General features: G+C 70.2%; 15 protein-coding genes. 9 read left to right on the top strand and 6 right to left on the bottom strand.

From position 1 onward, the window contains the following. Window positions 1-2: 2 nt before the first annotated feature. Genes NTM_RS26555 through NTM_RS26545 form a run of 3 tightly spaced genes read right to left on the bottom strand, consistent with a single transcriptional unit; the run spans window position 3 to window position 2,932 of the window. The gene (locus tag NTM_RS26555; protein ID WP_337781402.1) at window positions 3-824 is read right to left on the bottom strand and encodes an aminoglycoside phosphotransferase family protein; all 822 of its coding nucleotides are present in this window, start codon (window positions 822-824) and stop codon (window positions 3-5) included. A gap of 3 nt (window positions 825-827) precedes the next feature. After that, window positions 828-1,994, bottom strand: coding sequence for an LLM class flavin-dependent oxidoreductase (locus NTM_RS26550; RefSeq protein ID WP_104863692.1), 1,167 nt, complete (start codon window positions 1,992-1,994; stop codon window positions 828-830). Between the two features lie 44 nt (window positions 1,995-2,038). Further along, window positions 2,039-2,932, bottom strand: coding sequence for an SDR family oxidoreductase (locus tag NTM_RS26545; RefSeq protein ID WP_163769090.1), 894 nt, complete (start codon window positions 2,930-2,932; stop codon window positions 2,039-2,041). Between the two features lie 80 nt (window positions 2,933-3,012). On the opposite strand from NTM_RS26545, the gene NTM_RS26540 reads away from it, so the two are divergent. Both NTM_RS26540 and NTM_RS26535 read left to right on the top strand, forming a co-directional pair. Next, window positions 3,013-3,603, top strand: a complete 591-nt coding sequence (locus NTM_RS26540; RefSeq protein ID WP_104863694.1) for a TetR family transcriptional regulator — start codon at window positions 3,013-3,015, stop codon at window positions 3,601-3,603. Between the two features lie 41 nt (window positions 3,604-3,644). After that, complete coding sequence (locus tag NTM_RS26535) at window positions 3,645-5,024, top strand: APC family permease (RefSeq protein ID WP_163769089.1); 1,380 nt, start codon at window positions 3,645-3,647, stop codon at window positions 5,022-5,024. A gap of 25 nt (window positions 5,025-5,049) precedes the next feature. Here the strand turns inward: NTM_RS26535 and NTM_RS26530 are convergent, their stop codons facing one another. Together NTM_RS26530 and NTM_RS26525 are read right to left on the bottom strand one after the other, a co-directional pair. Continuing rightward, the gene (locus tag NTM_RS26530) at window positions 5,050-5,910 is read right to left on the bottom strand and encodes a class I SAM-dependent methyltransferase (protein WP_163769088.1); all 861 of its coding nucleotides are present in this window, start codon (window positions 5,908-5,910) and stop codon (window positions 5,050-5,052) included. A 93-nt stretch (window positions 5,911-6,003) separates the two neighbouring features. Next, the gene (locus NTM_RS26525) at window positions 6,004-8,598 is read right to left on the bottom strand and encodes an AAA family ATPase (RefSeq protein WP_163769087.1); all 2,595 of its coding nucleotides are present in this window, start codon (window positions 8,596-8,598) and stop codon (window positions 6,004-6,006) included. Between the two features lie 168 nt (window positions 8,599-8,766). Here NTM_RS26525 and NTM_RS26520 point away from each other — a divergent pair, with 168 nt between their 5' ends. From NTM_RS26520 to NTM_RS26500, 5 genes are read left to right on the top strand one after another with little or no spacing between them, the layout of a single operon-like run. Continuing rightward, window positions 8,767-9,048 carry a DUF4242 domain-containing protein gene (locus tag NTM_RS26520; protein WP_104863896.1) on the top strand — a complete coding sequence of 94 codons (282 nt, stop codon included), beginning with the start codon at window positions 8,767-8,769 and terminating at the stop codon, window positions 9,046-9,048. A gap of 39 nt (window positions 9,049-9,087) precedes the next feature. Next, window positions 9,088-9,756 carry a PAS and ANTAR domain-containing protein gene (locus tag NTM_RS26515; RefSeq protein WP_104863698.1) on the top strand — a complete coding sequence of 223 codons (669 nt, stop codon included), beginning with the start codon at window positions 9,088-9,090 and terminating at the stop codon, window positions 9,754-9,756. 14 nt (window positions 9,757-9,770) lie between these two features. Then, window positions 9,771-10,136 carry an STAS domain-containing protein gene (locus tag NTM_RS26510; protein ID WP_104863897.1) on the top strand — a complete coding sequence of 122 codons (366 nt, stop codon included), beginning with the start codon at window positions 9,771-9,773 and terminating at the stop codon, window positions 10,134-10,136. Further along, window positions 10,133-14,296 carry a SpoIIE family protein phosphatase gene (locus NTM_RS26505; RefSeq protein WP_163769086.1) on the top strand — a complete coding sequence of 1,388 codons (4,164 nt, stop codon included), beginning with the start codon at window positions 10,133-10,135 and terminating at the stop codon, window positions 14,294-14,296. Before NTM_RS26510 ends, NTM_RS26505 begins: the two co-directional genes overlap by 4 nt. Next, window positions 14,296-14,607: an STAS domain-containing protein gene (locus tag NTM_RS26500; protein WP_104863700.1), complete on the top strand. Its 312-nt coding sequence runs from the start codon at window positions 14,296-14,298 to the stop codon at window positions 14,605-14,607. The genes NTM_RS26505 and NTM_RS26500 overlap by 1 nt, the downstream gene beginning before the upstream one ends. Here NTM_RS26500 and NTM_RS26495 read toward each other — a convergent pair. Next, window positions 14,604-15,581: a DNA polymerase domain-containing protein gene (locus NTM_RS26495; protein WP_163769085.1), complete on the bottom strand. Its 978-nt coding sequence runs from the start codon at window positions 15,579-15,581 to the stop codon at window positions 14,604-14,606. The genes NTM_RS26500 and NTM_RS26495 overlap by 4 nt on opposite strands. A gap of 140 nt (window positions 15,582-15,721) precedes the next feature. On the opposite strand from NTM_RS26495, the gene NTM_RS26490 reads away from it, so the two are divergent. Together NTM_RS26490 and NTM_RS26485 are read left to right on the top strand one after the other, a co-directional pair. Continuing rightward, window positions 15,722-17,785, top strand: coding sequence for a TRAP transporter permease (locus tag NTM_RS26490; protein WP_163769084.1), 2,064 nt, complete (start codon window positions 15,722-15,724; stop codon window positions 17,783-17,785). Then, window positions 17,782-18,792: a TAXI family TRAP transporter solute-binding subunit gene (locus tag NTM_RS26485; protein ID WP_104863703.1), complete on the top strand. Its 1,011-nt coding sequence runs from the start codon at window positions 17,782-17,784 to the stop codon at window positions 18,790-18,792. The genes NTM_RS26490 and NTM_RS26485 overlap by 4 nt, the downstream gene beginning before the upstream one ends. Window positions 18,793-18,794: the final 2 nt, after the last annotated feature.

Genomic DNA, 18,794 nt, shown 5'->3' with positions numbered 1-18,794 from the left:
CTTCAGTCCTGGATCGCCTTGGCGAGCGCCACATATCGGGTGAGTTCCTCGCCGCCACCCGATAATTCGCGGACCGCGGCGAGCACCACCCGCACCAGGGTCCACGCCCGCGCGCGGTCCTCGTCGAGACCGGTGTGTTCCACCAGCATCCAGAGCCGGCCGCGGATCCCGTCGCGGATGTTGCCCGCAAACGCGTCCCACCCGTGCCACAACATCGGGGCCAGTTCGTAATGCGGATCCCCGTTGCACGGCTGCGGGGAGATCGCCAGCCATGGGACGCGTCGGGCGGCCAGCACGTTCGCGTGATGCAGGTTGCCGTGCAACACCACCTCGTGGGGGGCGTCGGCGCTCAGTTCCCGGGCCAGCGCCGCCGCGTGTTCGACCAGCCGGTGCGGGATCGCGCTGCCCCGCGGCAGCATGTCGAGCTCACGCGCCGATGCCGCGACATCGGCGGTGAGCGAACGCAACTGCGGCATCGCCGGCACATGCAGGCGCCGGAACAGGTCGGCGACGACCCCGCATGCGGCCTCGTCCGACACGGTGGACAGGTCGGCGGTGCAGGCGCGTTCCAGCAGCACCGCGTGGCGGTGCGGATCGGCGCGCAGCAGGCGCACCGCACCGTCACCGCCCCAGCGGCGCAGCACGAGGTGGGCGTGCTCGCCCGCCTCGTCAGGTGCGGCGACCTTCAGCACCGCGGCCACCCCGTCGGCGGTCCGCACCGGGAGCACATCGGCGCGGGGACTGCGGTGGGGCTCGCCGTCGGGTCGCAGCGCCCACGCGTCGACCAGCTCCTGGACGGCCTTCATCGAGTCAGGTTCGCGCACAGCTCAATTGGGGGCCGCCGCCTGCTTCGACTGCTGCTCGGCCGCGTGGTCCTCGATGGCCTTGCCGATCGCGTGGACGGCCTGGTCGACGAAGGTGCGTCCGGCTCCGGTGACCCAGTCGCGCGAGGCGATGGGTCCCGCGAGCTGCCCGGTGAAATGCGGGATCACGTACTGCGCGAACAGTTCGTAGCTGCGCAGTTTCGCCGCGGGCGGGGCCCAGTCGTGGTCGAACAACAGGAACGCACCGAAACCGCCGTCGCTGGCCTCGACCAACTCCTCGATCTTGGCGATCGCGTCCTCGGGGGTGCCGATCACCGCGAATCCGGACTGCCGGTTGTTCGCGATGATCTCGGCCGGGGTGTCACCCTGCACCGGGCCGGCGGGCAGGATGTGGCTGAAGTAGCGGGAGAACTCCGCGATGCCGTATTCGACGTCACGCTCGGCCTGTTCTCGCGTCTCGGCCAGGTGCATCGGTCCGACCAGCCGCCATTTCGACCGGTCGGCGACGTGCCCGTGCTCGCGTGCCACCTCCTCCCACGTATCCCAGTGCTGGGCAAGAAGATCCATGCCCTGCTTGGCGGTGGCGGCGATCGACAGCATGCCGATCCCGTGCTTTCCCGCCCCGCGGGGACCGGTCGGGGAGAACGACGCGGCGACGGCGATGTCGAAGCACGGGTCGCTGTAGGGCGCGAGTTGCAGGCGGGCGTCCTGCAGGGTGAACCCGTCGGTGTGCATGGTGACGGTTTCGCCGCGCAGCAGCCGCACGATCGCGTCCAGACATTCCTCCATCCGGGGCCGCTGCTGGTCGGCGGGAATGCCGAGCATGTGGGCGTCGGAGGTCAGCTGGCCGGGGCCGCAGCCGAGCATCACGCGCCCGCGGGTCAGGTGATCGAGCAGCACCATCCGGTCCGCGAGCATCAGCGGGTGGTGATACGGCAGCGAGCTGACCCCGGTGCCGAGCTTGATGTGCTTGGTGCGTTCGGCCGCGATCCCGAGGAACACCTCCGGTGAGGCGATGATCTCGAAGCCGGCCGAGTGGTGCTCGCCGACCCACGCCTCGTGGAATCCGAGCCGGTCCATGGCCACGATCAGGTCGAGATCGCGTTCCAGGGCCAGAGTCGGGTTCTGGCCGGCGGGGTGGAACGGGGCCATGAAATTTCCGAAGCGCATCTGGCCATTCTGCGTGGCACCGGGGTCCCGCAGGACGGTTTCGCTCAGGCCGCCACCGGAGTGAAGTAGTGGCCCTGGGCGAGATCGGCGAGCAGCCCGGGGTGGGTGGGTCGCCAGCCGAATCGCTGCCGGGTCAGCGCACTCGACGCCGGGATGTCCATCGCGAACACGGCACCGATGAACCCGGAGCGCGCGGCGAGTTCCTCCGCGGTGGCGGACTCGGTGGGAACTCCCAGCCCCTTGCCGATGGCGTCGGCGATGGTGCGGACCGGGATCCCTTCCTCGTCGACGCCGTGCAGGACGGTGCCTGACGGCGCTTGCTCGACCGCGAGCCGGAAGAGCGCCGCGGCATCGAGGCGGTGCACGGCCGGCCAGCGGTTGGTGCCGTCGCCCGGATACGCCGAGATACCCGCGGCGCGGGCGTCGGCGATGAGCGCCGGGATGAACGCGTGGTCACCGTCGCCGTGCACGGTCGGTGCGAGCCGCACGGCCGATGCGCGAATACCGCGATCGGCCAGGGCGAACAACGTCGGCTCGGAGACGCGCGGCGAGTCCGGTGCGACCACGTCGTCTTCGGTCAGTACGCGGCCCTGCCCGATTCCGGCCATACCCGAGGCGACCACGAAGGCCCGGTCGGAGCCGGCGAGTGCGTCGCCGATGGTCTCGATCGCCTGCCGATCCCAGTGCGCACCGCGCGCGTAATCGGTGAAGTCGTGATGAAAGGCCAGGTGGATGACGGCGTCGGCCTCCGATGCGGCGCGGGAGAGGCTCGCTGGGTCGCCGAGATCGCCCGGGACCGCCCGGGCCCCCGCCGAGGTGATGCGGTGCGCGGCGGACTCGGAGCGGGCCAGGCCGGTGACCTCATGACCGTGCGCGAGCAACTCGGCGACGACGGCCGATCCGATGAAACCCGAGGCTCCGGTGACGAAGATCTTCATGGCAGTTCCTTTCCATGTCAGTGACTGTCATCGGAGGTAACGCTGATGTCAGTCGCTGACATTCCCGTTACCATCAGCCGATGAGCCGGTGGCAGCCGAACGCCCGGGAACGCCTCGAAGATGCGGCGCTGCAGCTCTACGCCGAGCGGGGTTTCGACGACACGACGGTCGACGACATCGCCCGGCGCGCGGGACTGACCGAGCGGACCTTCTTCCGATACTTCGCCGATAAAAGGGAGGTGCTGTTCTCCGGGCAGGACGAGTTCGTCGAGACGATCACCACCGCCCTCGACGCGACACTGACGCAGGGGGCGGGTTCTCGGATGAATCCGCTCGACGCCGTCGCCGCCGGGTTCGCCGCGCTCGGGTCGTTCTTCGACCACCGCGCAGATCGCGCCCGCCGACGCCAGCACGTCATCGACGCGACCCCCGCCCTGCGTGAGCGCGAACTCGGCAAGCTCGCCACCACCTCGGCTGTTCTCGCACAGGCCCTGCGTGCCCACGGTGTCGAACCGGTGACCGCGCGGCTGACCGCCGAGGCCGGGCTCGCGGTCTTCAAGGTGGCATTCGGCACCTGGGTCGCCCGCACCGACGGAGGGGGTTTCGGGGACACGGTGCGCGACGCGTTCGCCGAGCTGAAAGCCCTGTCCCGGTCGTCAACCGGGGCCTGATCACAGGTATCGACCCGCCCGGATCGGGGTATCTGCGCGGCATGCCCGTAGACGCCGCCTCCTCGACGTCCGCGCCGACGAAACTGGCGCGGCGGATCACCGGCCCGCTGCTGTTCCTGTTCATCCTCGGCGATGTTCTCGGCGCCGGGGTGTACGCACTGATGGGCGAGTTGTCCGCCGAGGCCGGCGGGGTGCTGTGGGCGCCGCTGTTGGTGGCCCTGCTGCTCGCCTTGCTCACGGCGGGCTCCTACGCCGAGCTGGTGACGAAATATCCCCGCGCCGGCGGCGCGGCCGTGTTCGCTGAGCGCGCGTTCGGCAAGCCGGTGATCTCGTTCCTGGTCGGGTTCAGCATGCTCGCCGCGGGCGTGACGAGCGCCGCCGGTCTGGCGCTGGCCTTTTCGGGCGACTACCTCGCGACGTTCATCGACGTGCCGACCACGGTGGCCGCGCTGGTGTTCCTGGCGCTGGTGGCGTGCCTGAACGCACGCGGGATCAGCGAGTCGCTCAAGACGAACGTCGTGATGACCGCGATCGAGCTGTCGGGTCTGATCCTCGTCGTGGCCGTCGTCGCGGTGATGATGGGCCGCGGCGACGGTGACATCGGGCGAGTCACCGAGTTCCCGGACGGCACCGCACCGGGCCTGGCGATCCTCGCCGGCGCGATCCTGGCGTACTACTCGTTCGTCGGCTTCGAGACCTCGGCCAACGTGGTCGAGGAGATCAAGGATCCGCGCCGGGTGTATCCGAGCGCGCTGTTCGGCGCGCTCATCACCGCAGGCGTGGTGTACGCACTGGTCGGTCTGGCGAGTGCGATCGCGCTGCCCACCGAGGAACTGTCCCAGTCCTCCGGGCCGCTGCTCGACGTCGTCGCCGCATCCGGGGTGGGCGTGCCCGACTGGCTGTTCAGCCTCGTCGCGCTGATCGCGGTCGCCAACGGCGCGCTGCTGACGATGATCATGTCGAGCCGGCTCACGTTCGGCATGTCCGAACAGGGGCTGCTGCCGGGCGTTTTCGCGCGCGTGCTGCCGAAGCGCCGCACCCCGTGGGTGGCGATCCTGGCCACCACCGCGGTCGCGATGGCGCTGACCCTGATCGGTGACCTGTCGATGCTCGCCGAAACCGTGGTGTTGCTGCTGTTGTTCGTGTTCTTGTCGGCGAACGTGTCGGTGCTGGTGCTGCGCCGGGATCGGGTCGAGCACGACCACTTCCGGGTGTGGACGTTCGTGCCGGTGCTCGGCATCGCCTCCTGCGTGCTGTTGCTCAGCCAGCAGAGCGCGCAGGTGTGGCTGCTGGCCGGGGCGCTGCTCGCCGTCGGGGTGGTGCTCTACCTGCTGGCGAGGCGATTCGGCTCCGAAACCACCGAAAGCCCGGGAACGCCTGGGGATACCGAGGATTCGGTCGGCGCGCACACCTCCGAGTAGACACGGGCCGGCGCGCGCCGCGCTGTCACCTCTTGGTCGCGGTCACCAACAGGTACTCGGCGTGGTAGGCGGTCCGGCCCGGCTCCGGTGACTCGTCGGTCTGCTCCAGGAAGGCCAGGAAGTCACGGTCGAGCGCTGCCACCCGATCCGGGTCCCCGGCGTTGAACCGGTAGGCCGCGATGGTCGGTCCGTAGTTGGTCTTCCAGAACTCGCGGAACTCCAACGGAGTCGCGCACACGTCGAACGTCACGGTCTGACGGCTCATCGTCAGTCCGCTGACCCTGTCGCCGAACAACTCTCGCACGTGCTCCTCGCTGCCCCACAGCGGTGCGGGTGAGGCGCCCGGCGGTGGCGGGGGAGCGTAGGGCTTCATCGTCGCGAAGAGACGGCCGATGAATCCCTCTGGCGTCCAGTTGATCATCCCGATCGTCCCGCCGGGGCGCGTCACGCGCACGATCTCATCGGCGGCGGCCTGGTGGTGCGGGGCGAACATCGCTCCGACGCACGACATGGTGACGTCGAATTCGCCGTCCCCGAAGGGCATCGCCTCGGCGTCGGCCTCCACCCACGTCACGTGCACACCGTGCCGGTCGGCGCTCGATCGTCCGGCGTCGAACAGTTCCGGGGTCAGGTCGCCGGCGACGACGCTCGCACCCGCGGCGGCGGCCGGGATCGCCGCGTTGCCGGTGCCCGCCGCGACGTCGAGTACGCGCTGCCCCGGCCGGATCCCGCACGCGTCGACCAAACGCGGCCCCAATTCGGGAATCAGGTCGGCGGCCACCGCCGCATAGTCGCCCGACGCCCACAGCGCCCGGTGTTTGGCCTTGAGCAGGCGGTCGGCGTCCGCGTCGGTGGTGGATTCCGCAGCGGTCTTCGCTGAAGTCATGTCGTTCCCTGTCGGTCCGTTGAGGTGGTACCGCAACGATGACCGTCGGCGGATGCGCGGCGTATCGGTGATGGCTACCTATTTTCGGCGCCCTCAGGACAGGATCCCGACCTCCCTGGCTCGGCGCACGGCATCGCGACGCCTGGTGACGTCGAGCTTGGTGAGGATCGCCGACACGTGATGGTCGACGGTCTTGACCGACAGGAACAGCCGTTCGGCGAGTTCGGCGTTGGTCAGCCCGTCCCCGATCAGGCGCAGTACCTCCACCTGCCGGGTGGTCAGCCCCGCGGGATTGGCCAGCGTTGACGCGCGGCGCGGCCCCGGCACCGTCGACACGCCGGTCGCGCGCAGGTCGGCGCGGACTTTCCCCGCGACGGCGTCGGCGCCGAGGCGGTCGAGGATGTCGAGGGCGCGCCGGATCGCGTCGGGCTCACCGGAGTCGGCCAGCGCCAGCGCCGCGTCGTACGGGGTCGACAGTCGGTGGAACGCCACGGCGGCATCGTCGAATCGGCCCCGCAGCAGCACCGCATACGGCTCGGCGACCTCGGCCGGATCCAGGTCGGGTGTCAGGTGAATGCGGCGCAGCCACATCCCCAGCTCGCCGCGCGCCCACTCCAGCCCCGCCGCCGGCGCCGTGCGCAGCAGCGGCAGACACGCCTGCACGCGCGGATCGGGTCGGCCGGTCAGCCAGGCGCGCTCGACGATGGCCGACGCCGCGGGCAGCATCCGGACGAGTTCGCCGTAGCGGCAGGCCAATTCCCATGCCTGGTCGATGAAGCCGCAATCGTCGCCGTCGCGCCGCAGCGCGACCAGGCCGCGGATCAGCAGCGGCCAGGTCCGTGCCAGCGGTGCGCTCGGGTTCTCCAGCACCGAGGCGGCGTCGGCGAGCGCGTCGTCCCAATCGCCGATCAGCAGGTTCATCCGGCTGCGTGAGCCGAGTTGCACCATCCGGCAGATCGGAAGATCGTGTTCGATCATCAGCGGGATGCTGGCGTCCAGCAGTGCTGCCGCGGCGGGCAGCCGCCGCTGCTCCACATCGAAGTAGGTGAGGTTCGTGTAGCCGCCTGAATAGGTTTCGTCGATGTGCCGCGGTCCCGACGCCAGCTCCGACAGCAGGTCATCGCGGACCGCGGTGCTGCCGGACAGGATGTCGCAGTAGTAACCGACGAGCCTCAGCCGCACCGCCAGATGCGGATCGTCTGCGTCGGTGGCGATCTGGCGCACCCGGGTGAGCGTCTCGGCGGCGGTGCCGAGGCGGCTGGACTGCATGGCGAGGAATGCCTGCATCGCCAACGCGTGGCCCAGCCGGCTGAGATGGCCCGGATAGTGTTGCGCCGCTTCGGTGTCCAGTGCCGCGATTGCGGCGGCGACGTGCTCGTCGGCCTGGGCTCGGTTGCCGTTGTACCACTCGTAGACGGCCAGGGCGTGGTGGTCGGCGCTGACGGCCACCGGATCCGCGAGATCCTGCCGGATCCGCATCGCCCGCCGGCAGGCACCGATCGCGTCGTCGAGGCGGTCGGTCAGGTAGTACTCGTCGGCCAGGTGCTCGAGCAGTTCGGCTTCCTCTACGGCATCGAGCAGTCCGCCGCGCTCCAGCGCGATCTCGAAGAACTCGCACGCCTGCGTATGCGCCCCCGAACGCGCGGCCGTGCGACCGGCATCGGCCGAGGCCGCGGTGATGAGCGCCTTGTCGCCGCCGCCGAGGGCGTGGTGGGTCAGCACCGCCGGGTCCAGGTCGGCGGCGGCGCGATGAGCTTCGAGGAACCGGCGGTGCAGCCCGGGCTCAGCGCCCGGCGGGATCACCCCGGCGATCGCGCGCCTGCACAGGTCGTGGCGGAAGGCGACCCCGCGGGTGTCCCGGCGGATCAGCTTGGCCTGATGCAGGGCGCGCAGGGCAGGCAGGCTCACTCCCAGCGGGGCCAGCAGGTTGTCGCCGATGGCGCCGGGTGCGCAACTCAGCAGGTGCAGCAGATCCCACGCTTGGGCGTCCAGCTCGGCCGTGCGCGCCAGGATCGCGTCGCGCACCGTCGCGGGCAGGTCCGTGCTGTGGTGGTCGAGCATCTCGCAGACGAAGAACGCGTTGCCGCCGGTCACTTCGTGCAGCCGGTGCGCGTCGACGTCGCGGTCACCGATCAGCGTCGCGATCGCCTCCAGGGTCAGCGGCGGCAGCGTCATCAGCTGAGCGTGCGGGGATCGTGCGATGTCGCCGAGCAGGGCACGGAGCGGATGCGTGACACCGACCTCGTCCTCGCGCATGATCCCGACGGCCAGCAGGTGCGACTGGCGGGCGCGCCGCACCAGGAACCGGAACAGGTCGATGGTGCCCTGATCGGCCCAGTGCAGATCGTCGAGGACGAGGACCGACGGTCGGTCCCGCAGGTCGGCGAACACCGACACGAAGATGTCGTGTGGCTGCCCGCCTGCGCTCAGGTGTCGCCGGGTCCGGTCGCCGAACCTGCCCGCCAGGTCGTGCAGCGGGCCGAGAGGCCGCGGCGTGGACAGCGGGTCGCATGCGCCCCACAGCACGGCGGTGCCTTCGGGCAGGCCGGCGACGAACGACTCGACGAACGAGGTCTTGCCTGCCCCGGACTCGCCGCACACCAGCACCGCGCCACCCCGGCCGGCGCGCGCGTCGGTCTCCCACCTTGCGAGCTCGCTCAGCTCGTGGTCGCGCCCGGTGAGCGTCACGGCCGAATCGTATCTCCGCGCGGATGCTCTCACCAGCGGAAACGAGGGTTCTTTCGGGTGGTCGGCGGTATCTGGGTGACTATTGCCGATGACCGCGGCGGCGCGGCAGGCGCACTGTCGGTCGATGGCCGAACCGGCCATCGACCCATCGCCGAACAGGAGGGCGTCATGCCCCGTTTCCTCATCGAACGAGACATCCCCGGCGCGTCCGGGCTGACCGAGACCCAGCTCGCCGAGATCGCCGAGAAGTCGATCGCGGCAATGGAATCGCTCGGCGTGCCGTACCGCTGGATCACCAGCTATGTCGCCGGCGACAAGGTGTACTGCGTGCACGAGGCCGACGACGAAGACGCGATCCGCGAGCACGCCCGGCGCGGGGGTTTCCCAGCAACCGTGGTGTCGGTCGTCGCCAACGAGTTCGGGCCGCACACCGCGCGCCTCCGCGTGTGAACCGGTTTGCACCGCCCTGTCAGGTGGAATAATGCGGAAATGCCGCACACTGACCGGGCGCCGGGACCCGAGTTGGCCACACTGCTCCGGTCGAATGGCAACCTCCGCGTAGGAACCTTCCGCTTCTGGTTCGTCGGGCAGCGGTGGGAGTGGTCGGACGAGGTCGCGCGCATGCATGGCTACGAACCGGGCAGCGTCACCCCGACCACCGAGCTGCTGCTCGCCCACAAGCATCCCGAGGATCGGCGGCACGTCCAGGAACTCCTCGATCAGGCGCTGCACTCGGGCGGTTCGTTCTCCAGCAGGCACCGCTTCCTCGACACCGCCGGGCGCGAACACACCGTCCTCGTCGTCGCCGACCGGATGGAAGACGGCAGCGGCGCCGTGGTGGGAACGGAGGGCTATTACGTCGAGCTGACCGACACGCTCGACGAGGCCCGCCGCGACGTGCTCAATCAGACGCTTCCCGATCTGTTCGCCGCGCGTGCCGCGATCGAACAGGCCAAGGGCGCACTGATGCTCGTGTACGGCATCGAGGCGGATCAGGCGTTCGAGCTTCTGCAGTGGCGCTCGCAGCAGACCAACACCAAGCTGCGCACACTGGCCGAGAGGATCGTCGCGGACTTCCACACCGTGCAGGCGCCGCGCGGAGATCTGCGCCGGCAGTTCGACCACCTCCTGCTGACCGCTCATCAGCGCGCCCGGTGACGGCCCCGGAACGCATGGGACTCTTGGACATCGAGCAGGACGTTCGCGACGCCGCTGTCGTCGTGCGCGCCCACGGGGAAGTCGACACCAGCACCGCCGGCGACCTCACCGGCGCATTGGAGAACGCCGTGGTCGAGGCGGCCGCGCATCCCGCCCGACTCGTCGTACTGGAGCTGGACGGCATCGTCTACTTCGGCAGCGCGGGGCTCAACGCGCTGCTCACGTGCTGTGAGCTCGGCGACGCCAAGGGAGTCGCGGTGCGCCTGGTGGCCACCACCCCCGAGGTGCTGCGGCCGATCGAGGTCACCCGGCTGGACTCGGTGCTGCGGCCGTACCCGAGCCTGGACGACGCCGTCGCGGCCCCGGAAGAGCGACGGTGACCGCGGTGGGTGGCGCATTCCCGGCAGAGGTGTTCGCCGACGGCGGCGAGGTCGGCCGAGACCACTCCCGGGTCGACTGGGCGTCCACCCCGCTGGGCCCGCCGCAGCACTGGCCGCAGAGCCTGCAGACGGCGGTGAGCATCCTGCTGTCGTCGCGGTTCCCGATGTGGATGGCGTGGGGTCCGCAGCTGACGTTCTTCTGCAATGACGCGTACCGGCGGGTCACGCTGGGCCGCAAGTACCCGTGGGCGCTGGGCCGGCCGGCCGGCGAGGTGTGGGCGGAGATCTGGGACGACATCGGCCCCAGGATCGAACGGGTGCTGTCCACCGGCGAGGCCACCTGGGACACCTCGCTGCTGCTGTTCCTGGAGCGCGCGGGCTACACCGAGGAGTCCTACCACACCTTCTCCTACAGTCCGCTGCGCGACGACGACGGCACCGTGGTCGGCATGCTGTGCGTGGTCAGTGAGGACACCCTCCAGGTCATCGGCGAGCGCCGGATGGCGACGCTGCGAGACCTCGGATCCGATCCGAGCGTCGTGCGCACCGAGGCGGAGATCCTGCGCTTCGTCGATCAGCAACTCGGCCACAACCTTCGGGATCTGCCCTTCACGCTGACCTACCTGTTCGACGACGACGGTGCGGCACATCTGGTGGGCCGCAGCGGTTTCCGGGCCGGACATCCGCTGGCGCCCGCGCTGCTGACCGGCGCCGACGGCGAGGTGTGGCCGCCGGCCGCCCCCGCCGAAAGTGAATCGCTGCTCGTCGACCTGGACAACCCGGCGTATCCCGATCTGCCGCACGGGGATTGGCGTGAACCTCCGCGGCAGGCCCTGATCGTTCCGCTGCTGCAACAGGGTGCGTCGCCGGTCGGTTTCCTGGTCGCCGGACTCAACCGGTACCGGTTGCTCGACGACGCCTACCGAGGATTCGTCACGCTGGTCGCCGGCCACATCGCCGCGGGCATCGGGCTGTCGCGCAGTTACCGCGCGCAGGAACGGCGCGCCGAGGAACTCGCCGAGCTCGACCGCGCCAAGACCACGTTCTTCTCCAACATCAGCCACGAGTTCCGCACCCCGCTCACGCTGATCCTCGACCCCGTCTCGGAGTTGCGCCGCGACGGCAGCGTCGGCGACGACGCGCGTCGTGAGCTCGATGTGGTGTGGCGCAACGGCTTACGTCTGACCAAGCTCGTCAACACGCTGCTGGACTTCTCCCGGATAGAGGCCGGGCGCGCGCAGGCCCAATACCGGCCGGTGGACCTCGGCGGGCTGACCGCGGAGCTGGCCAGTGTGTTCCGCTCCGCGGTGGAACGGGCGGGTCTGACGTTCCTCGTCGACTGCAAATCACTGGGCGAGGACGTCTACGTCGACGGCGACATGTGGGAGAAGGTCGTCTTCAACCTGCTGTCGAACGCACTGAAGTTCACCTTCGAGGGCAGCATCTCGGTCCGGGTGCACCGCGACGGAACGGATGCGGTGGTGCTGATCGCGGACACCGGTACCGGCGTGCCCGCGGCCGAGATGCCGCACCTGTTCGAACGATTCCGCAGAGTCGAAAACGCCAGGGCCCGATCCCACGAGGGCAGCGGTATCGGGTTGGCACTGGTCAAGGAACTCGTCGGGCTGCACGGCGGCACGATCGACGCGGACAGCGCCGAGGGCCGCGGCACGACGTTCACGATTCGGTTGCCACTCGGGTCGGCACACCTGCCCGCCGATGCGGTCGTCACCGACGGCGGCTCGGGCAGGCCGGCGGGCGGATCGGCGGACGCCTATGTCGAAGAGGTGCTTCGGTGGATCCCCGCCGACCTCGGCGAGTACGTGGCCCAGAGCGTGGGCATGTCCGGCATTACCGAAGGATCCGCGACGGGAGCCACGACGGCGGCGCGGGTGCTCGTCGCCGACGACAACGCCGATATGCGGGAGTACCTCACCAGGCTGCTGCGGTCGGACGGCTACCAGGTGGAGGCGGTCGTCGACGGCAGACAGGCGCTGGAGTCGATCCGCGCCGACGCACCCGACATCGTCATCAGCGACGTGATGATGCCGGGTCTCGACGGCCTCGAACTGGTCGCCGAACTGCGGGCCGATCGGCGCACCGCGGCGGTGCCGGTGCTGTTGCTGTCGGCGCGTGCGGGGCAGGAGGCGTCGATCAGCGGGCTGCGTGCGGGCGCCGACGACTACCTCGTCAAACCGTTCGCCGCCGCCGAACTGCTCGCCCGGGTGCGTGCCAACGTCGAGCTCGCGCGGTTGCGGGACGGCCACGCGCGGTGGCGCACCGCGCTTCTCGACTCGCTGCAGGAGGCGTTCTTCGTCTGCGACGAGGACGGCGCCGTCGTCGAGATCAACCAGGCGTTCACCGACATCCTCGGCTACGCCGCCACCGGGTTGCCGTACCGGGTGCTGCACCCGTGGTGGCCGTCGGCCGACAGCGACGCTGACGCGCACCGCCGCGTCGGCGAGGCGTTCAGCGCGTTGCTCCACGAACCGCACGGCACGATCCCGGAGCTGCCGGTCACCCACGCCGACGGTCACCGGCTCTATGTGACGGTGACCTTCAGCCACGTCGCCGATCCGGACTCCGGCCGCGACATCGTCGTCGGCACACTGCGCGACGTCACCGCCGAGCGCTATATCGTGCAGCGCGAATCCGCGCTGGCGGCACTGAACGAGAAGCTGGGTCAGGCCGACACTCTCGACGATGCGGTGCTGGCCGCCGCGCACGAGTTCTGGTCCATCTGGCAGGCCCGCCGCGTCGTCGCGGTGACGTGGCCCCAGGACGCCGAGGACGAATCCGCCGGACCGGAGATCAGCGCCGTCGGCGAGCCGGTCCACCGCTGGGAGGAACTGCCGCCGGTCACTCGGCAGTTCATCGTCACGGTGCGCGACGACGTGCTGCTGGATCCGCACACGTCGATCCCGGGCACCGCGGGGATCGCGCTGCGCCACCCGCGCGGCGTGCTGGTGTTCTGCATCGAGCTGTTCGAGGAGCGCCTGTTCACCGCCGAGGACAACACGCTGCTCGCGGTGCTCGCGGGACGCCTCGGTCAGGGGTTGCAGCGGGTGCACCAGATCGACCAGCAGCGGGAGACGGCGTTGGCGCTGCAGCACGCGATCCTCGGCCCGTCGCTGTCCAACGGGTTCGCCGTGCGCTACCAGCCGGCCACCAAACCGCTGCAGGTCGGCGGCGACTGGTATGACGTCGTCGATCTCGACGGTGGCCGCATCGGACTGGTGGTCGGCGACTGCGTCGGGCACGGGCTGGACGCGGCCACGGTGATGGGGCAGCTGCGAAGCGCGTGCCGGGCATTGCTGCTCGAACATCCCAGCCCCGCGGCCGCGCTGTCGGCGCTCGACAGGTTCGCCGCGCACCTGCCCGGCGCGCGCTGCACCACGGCGTTCTGCGCGGTACTCGACCCCGGCACCGGCGACCTCGTCTACTCGTGCGCCGGGCATCCGCCACCGATCCTGGTGCTCGCGGACCGCTCGACGCGGCTGCTCGCCGAGGCGCGGGCCACTCCGCTCGGGCTCAGGGACACACCACACCGGGTCGAGGCCCGTCTGACGATGCCGCCGCGGTCGACGCTGCTGCTCTACACCGACGGCCTGGTGGAACGCCGGCGGGAATCGATCGACGACGGCATCGCGCGCGCCACCGATGTCGTGCAGGACAACCGGATGACAGGACTGGACGAACTGGCCGACATCATCATGGCGCGGTTGGCCCCGGCAGATGGGTATCACGACGACGTGGCTTTACTTCTCTACCGCCAACCAGCCCCGCTGGACCTTGACTTCCCGGCCGACGTCGCACAGCTCGCGGGCAGCCGCACGGCCCTGCGGGGCTGGCTCGACAGCGCCGGGGTGCCCGCCGACCAGGCGCTCGACATCCTCATCGCCGCTGGCGAAGCCCTCGCCAACGCGATCGAGCACGGTCACCGCGACGATCCGGGGGGACGCGTGCGGTTGCGCGCGGTCGCGACGGCCGACCAGCTGCACCTGACGGTGATCGACTCCGGATCCTGGAAGACACCCGACGAGGTACCGCCGCCGCACCGGGGACGCGGCATCGCTCTGATGCGAGCGCTGATGCAGGATGTGTCCATCGAATCGGCCCCCACCGGCACCACCGTGCACATGAACGCAAGGATCGCCTGATGCCCACCCGGTTGCAGTTGCGCACCGACCGTCGTGATGACGGTGAGCCGGTGCTGGTCGCCGCCGGTGAGCTCGACCTGAGCAATGTGCACCTGTTCGCCGCGGCGATCCGAGAGGCCGCCCCCACGGGCGACGGCGCCGTATTGCACGTCGACCTCAGCGCGATCGAGTACCTGGACAGCGGAACGATCAACGTGCTCTTCGAGCATGCCGATTCCATCGACCTCGTGGTCAACCCGCTGCTGTTACCCGTCCTGACGATCAGCGGCCTGACCGACGTCGTGACGGTGAAGCCGGCACCTGCGCTCTAGTCCGATTGCTCGCGGTCGCCCGATTGCTCGCGCCTTTGGCGGGCCCGGCGCTTTCCCTCGTGCATCGCCGCCACCCGCGCGACCGGGATGGTGCGGCCGTGTTCGATGACCTCGGCAGGCAGCTGCTGGGGCGCCGGCATCGCCTCCGCCCACGGATCCCGACCCGCCAGCACGTCGATCGCGGTGCGCACCGTGAAATCGGACGGCCGCACCCGGTCGAGGTCGGACCAGGCCACCGGGAACGAAACCGGGGTTCCGGGGCGCAACCGCGGGCTGTAGGCCGCGGCGACCGTGGCGCCTCCGGCCCGCGTGGCGTCGACGAACACCTTGCCCGCACGGTCCTCGACGATGAACGCGGTGGTCGCGATGCCGGGGTCGAGCGCCGCCGCCCGGGCCGCCAGCGCGCGGGTCGCGGCAGCGACGTCGTCGACCGGGGCGCTGTCGTCGATCGGCACGAAGATGTGCAGGCCGCGGGAGCCGCTGGTCTTCACCGCGCCCGAGAGTCCGCAGTCCTGCAGAGCTTGACGCACCAGCCGTGCGACCGCGACGACCGCGGCGAAGTCGGCGCCGTCGGGCGGATCGAGGTCGAGGATCAGGTGGGTGGGGCGGTAGATGTCGGTGGCCGGGCCCAGCGCCGGGTGGAATTCGATGGCGCGCTGGTTGCCCAGCCACAGCAGGGTGCGGAGGTCGTCGCAGACGGCGTAGTGGATCTCGCGTTTGGACGCGTCAGCCCAGATCGGCACGGTGCGTACCCATTCCGGGGTGTACTTGGGCACGTTCTTCTGCATGAACGGGGCGCGTCCGCGCAACACCCGCAGCACGGTGAGCGGTCGTCCCGCCAGCACCGGCACGAACCGGTCGGCGACCGCCTCGAGGTAGTCGAGCAGATCGCGCTTGGTGGCGGCCGCGTCCTCGAACAGCAGCGCATCGAGGTTGGTCAGATCGACGCCGGCGCGCTGTTCGCTGCTCCCCACCGCACCAGCGTAGGCACGGCGGCTCAGGACACGCGGGGGATGGCGCTGCCACCCTGCGCCGTCGTCCGTGCCATCGGCTCGGTAACGAAGTGCGGATTCCGCCGCGAGCAGCACCCGCGCCGCCTAACGTGGGACGCCCTATGGACCGGAGCCCATCGGACCAGCCGGGCGACGCCCCGTCGGCGGTCGCCGCCGCGCCCGCATCACCGTCGATGGCGGAGGCCCCGGCCGGATCCACCGCCCTCCCGCAGACCGACGATCAGGAGAAGCCGGGCCGCGAACTGACCGGCTGGACCCGGAATCTGGTCACCGGTGTCGCGTTCGCCGTCGCGGTGCTGACCATCTGGCAGGTGTTCCGGCCGCTGTCACAGGGCAGCCAGTACTACCTGATCGTGTTCCTGGCCGGCACGCTGCCGCTGGTCTACCTGGTTTATCGGTCGGGCTGGGGCCGGCTGGACCACCCGGACCGGCCCGCCGTCCTGGACTGGGTGCTGGCGGCCGTGACGTTGGTGGTCTGCCTGTATCCGGTGCTGCCGCTGCGCGTCGGGCAGGCCGGCGGCGGATACAACGCGTTCCTGGATCGCCAAGGCATGCTCGCACCGCTCGACGTGGTGATGGGTGCGCTGCTGCTGGTGCTCATCATCGAGGCGTGCAGGCGCACCACCGGTTGGGCGTTGCCGGTGGTGTGCGCGGTGTTCCTGGCCTACGGCTATTACGGGGGCTTGCTGCCTCAGGGCTGGGCGATCGGGCATGCCGGGCTCGATTTCGCCCAGATCATCGATGCGCTGTACAACTCGGGAAGCGGTTTCTTCGGCACGCCGCTGGACGTCGCGGCCACCTACATCGTGCTGTTCACCATCTACGGCGCGGTCCTCGAGCTCTCCGGCGGTGCCCGGTTCTTCGTCGACCTGTCGGTCGCCGCGTTCCGACGCTCGCGGAGTGCCGCGGGGCGTACCGCGGTCGCGTCGGGGTTCCTGCTCGGCACCGTGTCGGGATCGGGGACGGCCACCGCGGTCACGGTGGGTGCGGTGACATGGCCCATCATGCGGCGGGCGGGCTACACCCCCGAACGTGCGGGCGGGGTGCTGGCGGCCGCGGGCGTCGGTGCGCTGCTGTCGCCGCCGACGCTCGGGGCCGCCGCGTTCATCGTCGCCGAGTACCTCGAGGTGTCCTACCTGACGGTGTTGGGCTGGGCGATGATCCCGACCGTCCTGTACTACCTGGGCATCCTGCTGGCCGTGGAGATCGATGCCCGCCGGTTCGGGATGAAAGCCGCACACTTCGACGCGGTGTCGCCGTGGAAACTGCTGGGCCGCTTCGGCTATCACTTCTCGTCGCTGATCGCGATCGTGGTGTTCCTGGCCGTCGGGATGTCGGCGACCAGGGCGGTGGTCTACGCGACCGCGCTGGCGTTCGTGCTGTCGTTCGCCGACCGGCGCCACCGGCTCACGCCGCGCCGACTCTACGACGCGTTGAGCGCCGGCGTGCGCGGGGTGCTGCCCGTCGTCGCGGTGTGCGCGGCGGCGGGGGTGATCACCGCGACGACCACCAAAACCGGTCTGGGCGCCCAGTTCTCGTCCGTACTGGTGGGTGGCGTGGACGCGGTCACCGACAACCGCACCGTGATGCTGGCGCTGACGGCGGTGTTCGCCGCGATCGCGCTGGCGCTGCTGGGCCTGGCGATCCCGGTCACCGCGTCGTTCGTCATCGGCTGGGTCATCATTGGGCCCGCCCTACTCGCACTCGGCGTTCCCGCCCCCGCGGCGGCGATGTTCGTCTTCTACTACTCGGTGCTGTCCGAGGTGACGCCGCCGACCGCGCTGGCGGCGGTCGGCGCGTCCGCGGTAACCGGCGGCCGCGCCATCCCGACGATGTGGCAGGCGCTGCGCTACGCCGCGCCCGCCTTCTTGGTGCCCATCGCGTTCGTGCTGACCGACCCGGGGGAGTACCTGCTGGGCCGTGGTCCGGTGGGCGGCGTGGCGTGGGTGTTCGCGGTCGCGTGCCTCGGCATCGTCGCCCTGTCGTTCGCCGCGGGCGGGTGGGCGCTCGGCGCCGGGCCGATGCGGCGCCCGGCACGGATACTCAGCGCGATCGCGGCGCTGCTGCTGTTGTTCCTGCATCCCGTCTCGATCGCGGCGGGATCGGCGTGTCTGCTCGGCGCAGTCGCGCTCACCTTCACCACCAACATGAGGAGTCGGACATGAAGCGCACGGTGACGACGTTCGCGACGCTGATGCTCGCCGCGGCCGCGATATCGGGATGCGGCGGGCGCCAGGATGCGCCTGCCGCGGACTCCGGAGGCGAGATCACCTGCGAGATCGGCTCCGACACCCGGGTCAGCATCGCGACCGGGAATTCGACGGGGGTGTACTTTTCGCTCGGAAACGCCTTCGCCGAACAACTTTCGGCCGCCACCGGTGGAAAGCTCAAGGCCACCGCCGCGGAGACGGGTGCGTCGGTGCAGAACATCCAGCAGCTCGTCGGCGGCAGCTACCAGGTCGCGTTCTCCCTCGCCGACACCGCCGCCGACGCGGTCGACGGGAAGGGCAGCTTCGACGGCGACGAGCAACCGATCCAGGCGCTGTCCCGGATCTATCCGAACTACACGCAGGTGATCGTGCGCGCCGACAGCGGTATCGCCTCCGTCGGCGACATGCGGGGCAAACGGGTGTCGACCGGATCGCCGGGTTCCGGAACCGAGGTGATCGCCAACCGGCTGCTGGAGGCCGCCGGTTTGAATCCCCAAACCGACGTCGCCGCACAGCGTCTCGACCTGACCAAGACCGTCGACGGCATGAAGGACGGTGCCATCGACGCGATGTTCTGGTCCGGCGGGTTGCCGACGCCGGGAATCACCGACCTGTTCACCTCCGAGCGTGACAACGTCAGGTTCATCGACGTGACGCCGCAGCTCGGTCCGCTGGCCGAGATCAGCATCGCCTACGAACAGGGCCTCATCCCCGCCGAGACCTACGGTCTGCCCTCTGCGGTGCCGACCATCGTCGTGCCCAACGTGCTGCTGGTCCGTGACGACCTCGACGCGAACCTCGCGTGCGTGCTGACCAAGACGCTGTTCGAGAAGCAGCCCGAGCTCGCCGACGTGGTCAGCGCCGCCAAGGGCATCAGCCTTGAGCACGCGCGCGAGACCGCGCCGGTACCGCTGAACCGCGGCGCCGAACTCGCCCTCGACGAACTCAACGCGCCCAAGTAGCG

The sequence above is a fragment of the Mycolicibacterium parafortuitum genome (genome assembly GCF_010725485.1).
In the GTDB taxonomy this organism is placed as follows: domain Bacteria; phylum Actinomycetota; class Actinomycetes; order Mycobacteriales; family Mycobacteriaceae; genus Mycobacterium.
Note: the sequence above shows the minus strand (reverse complement) of the source record. Positions and strands in the feature narration are given on the sequence as shown.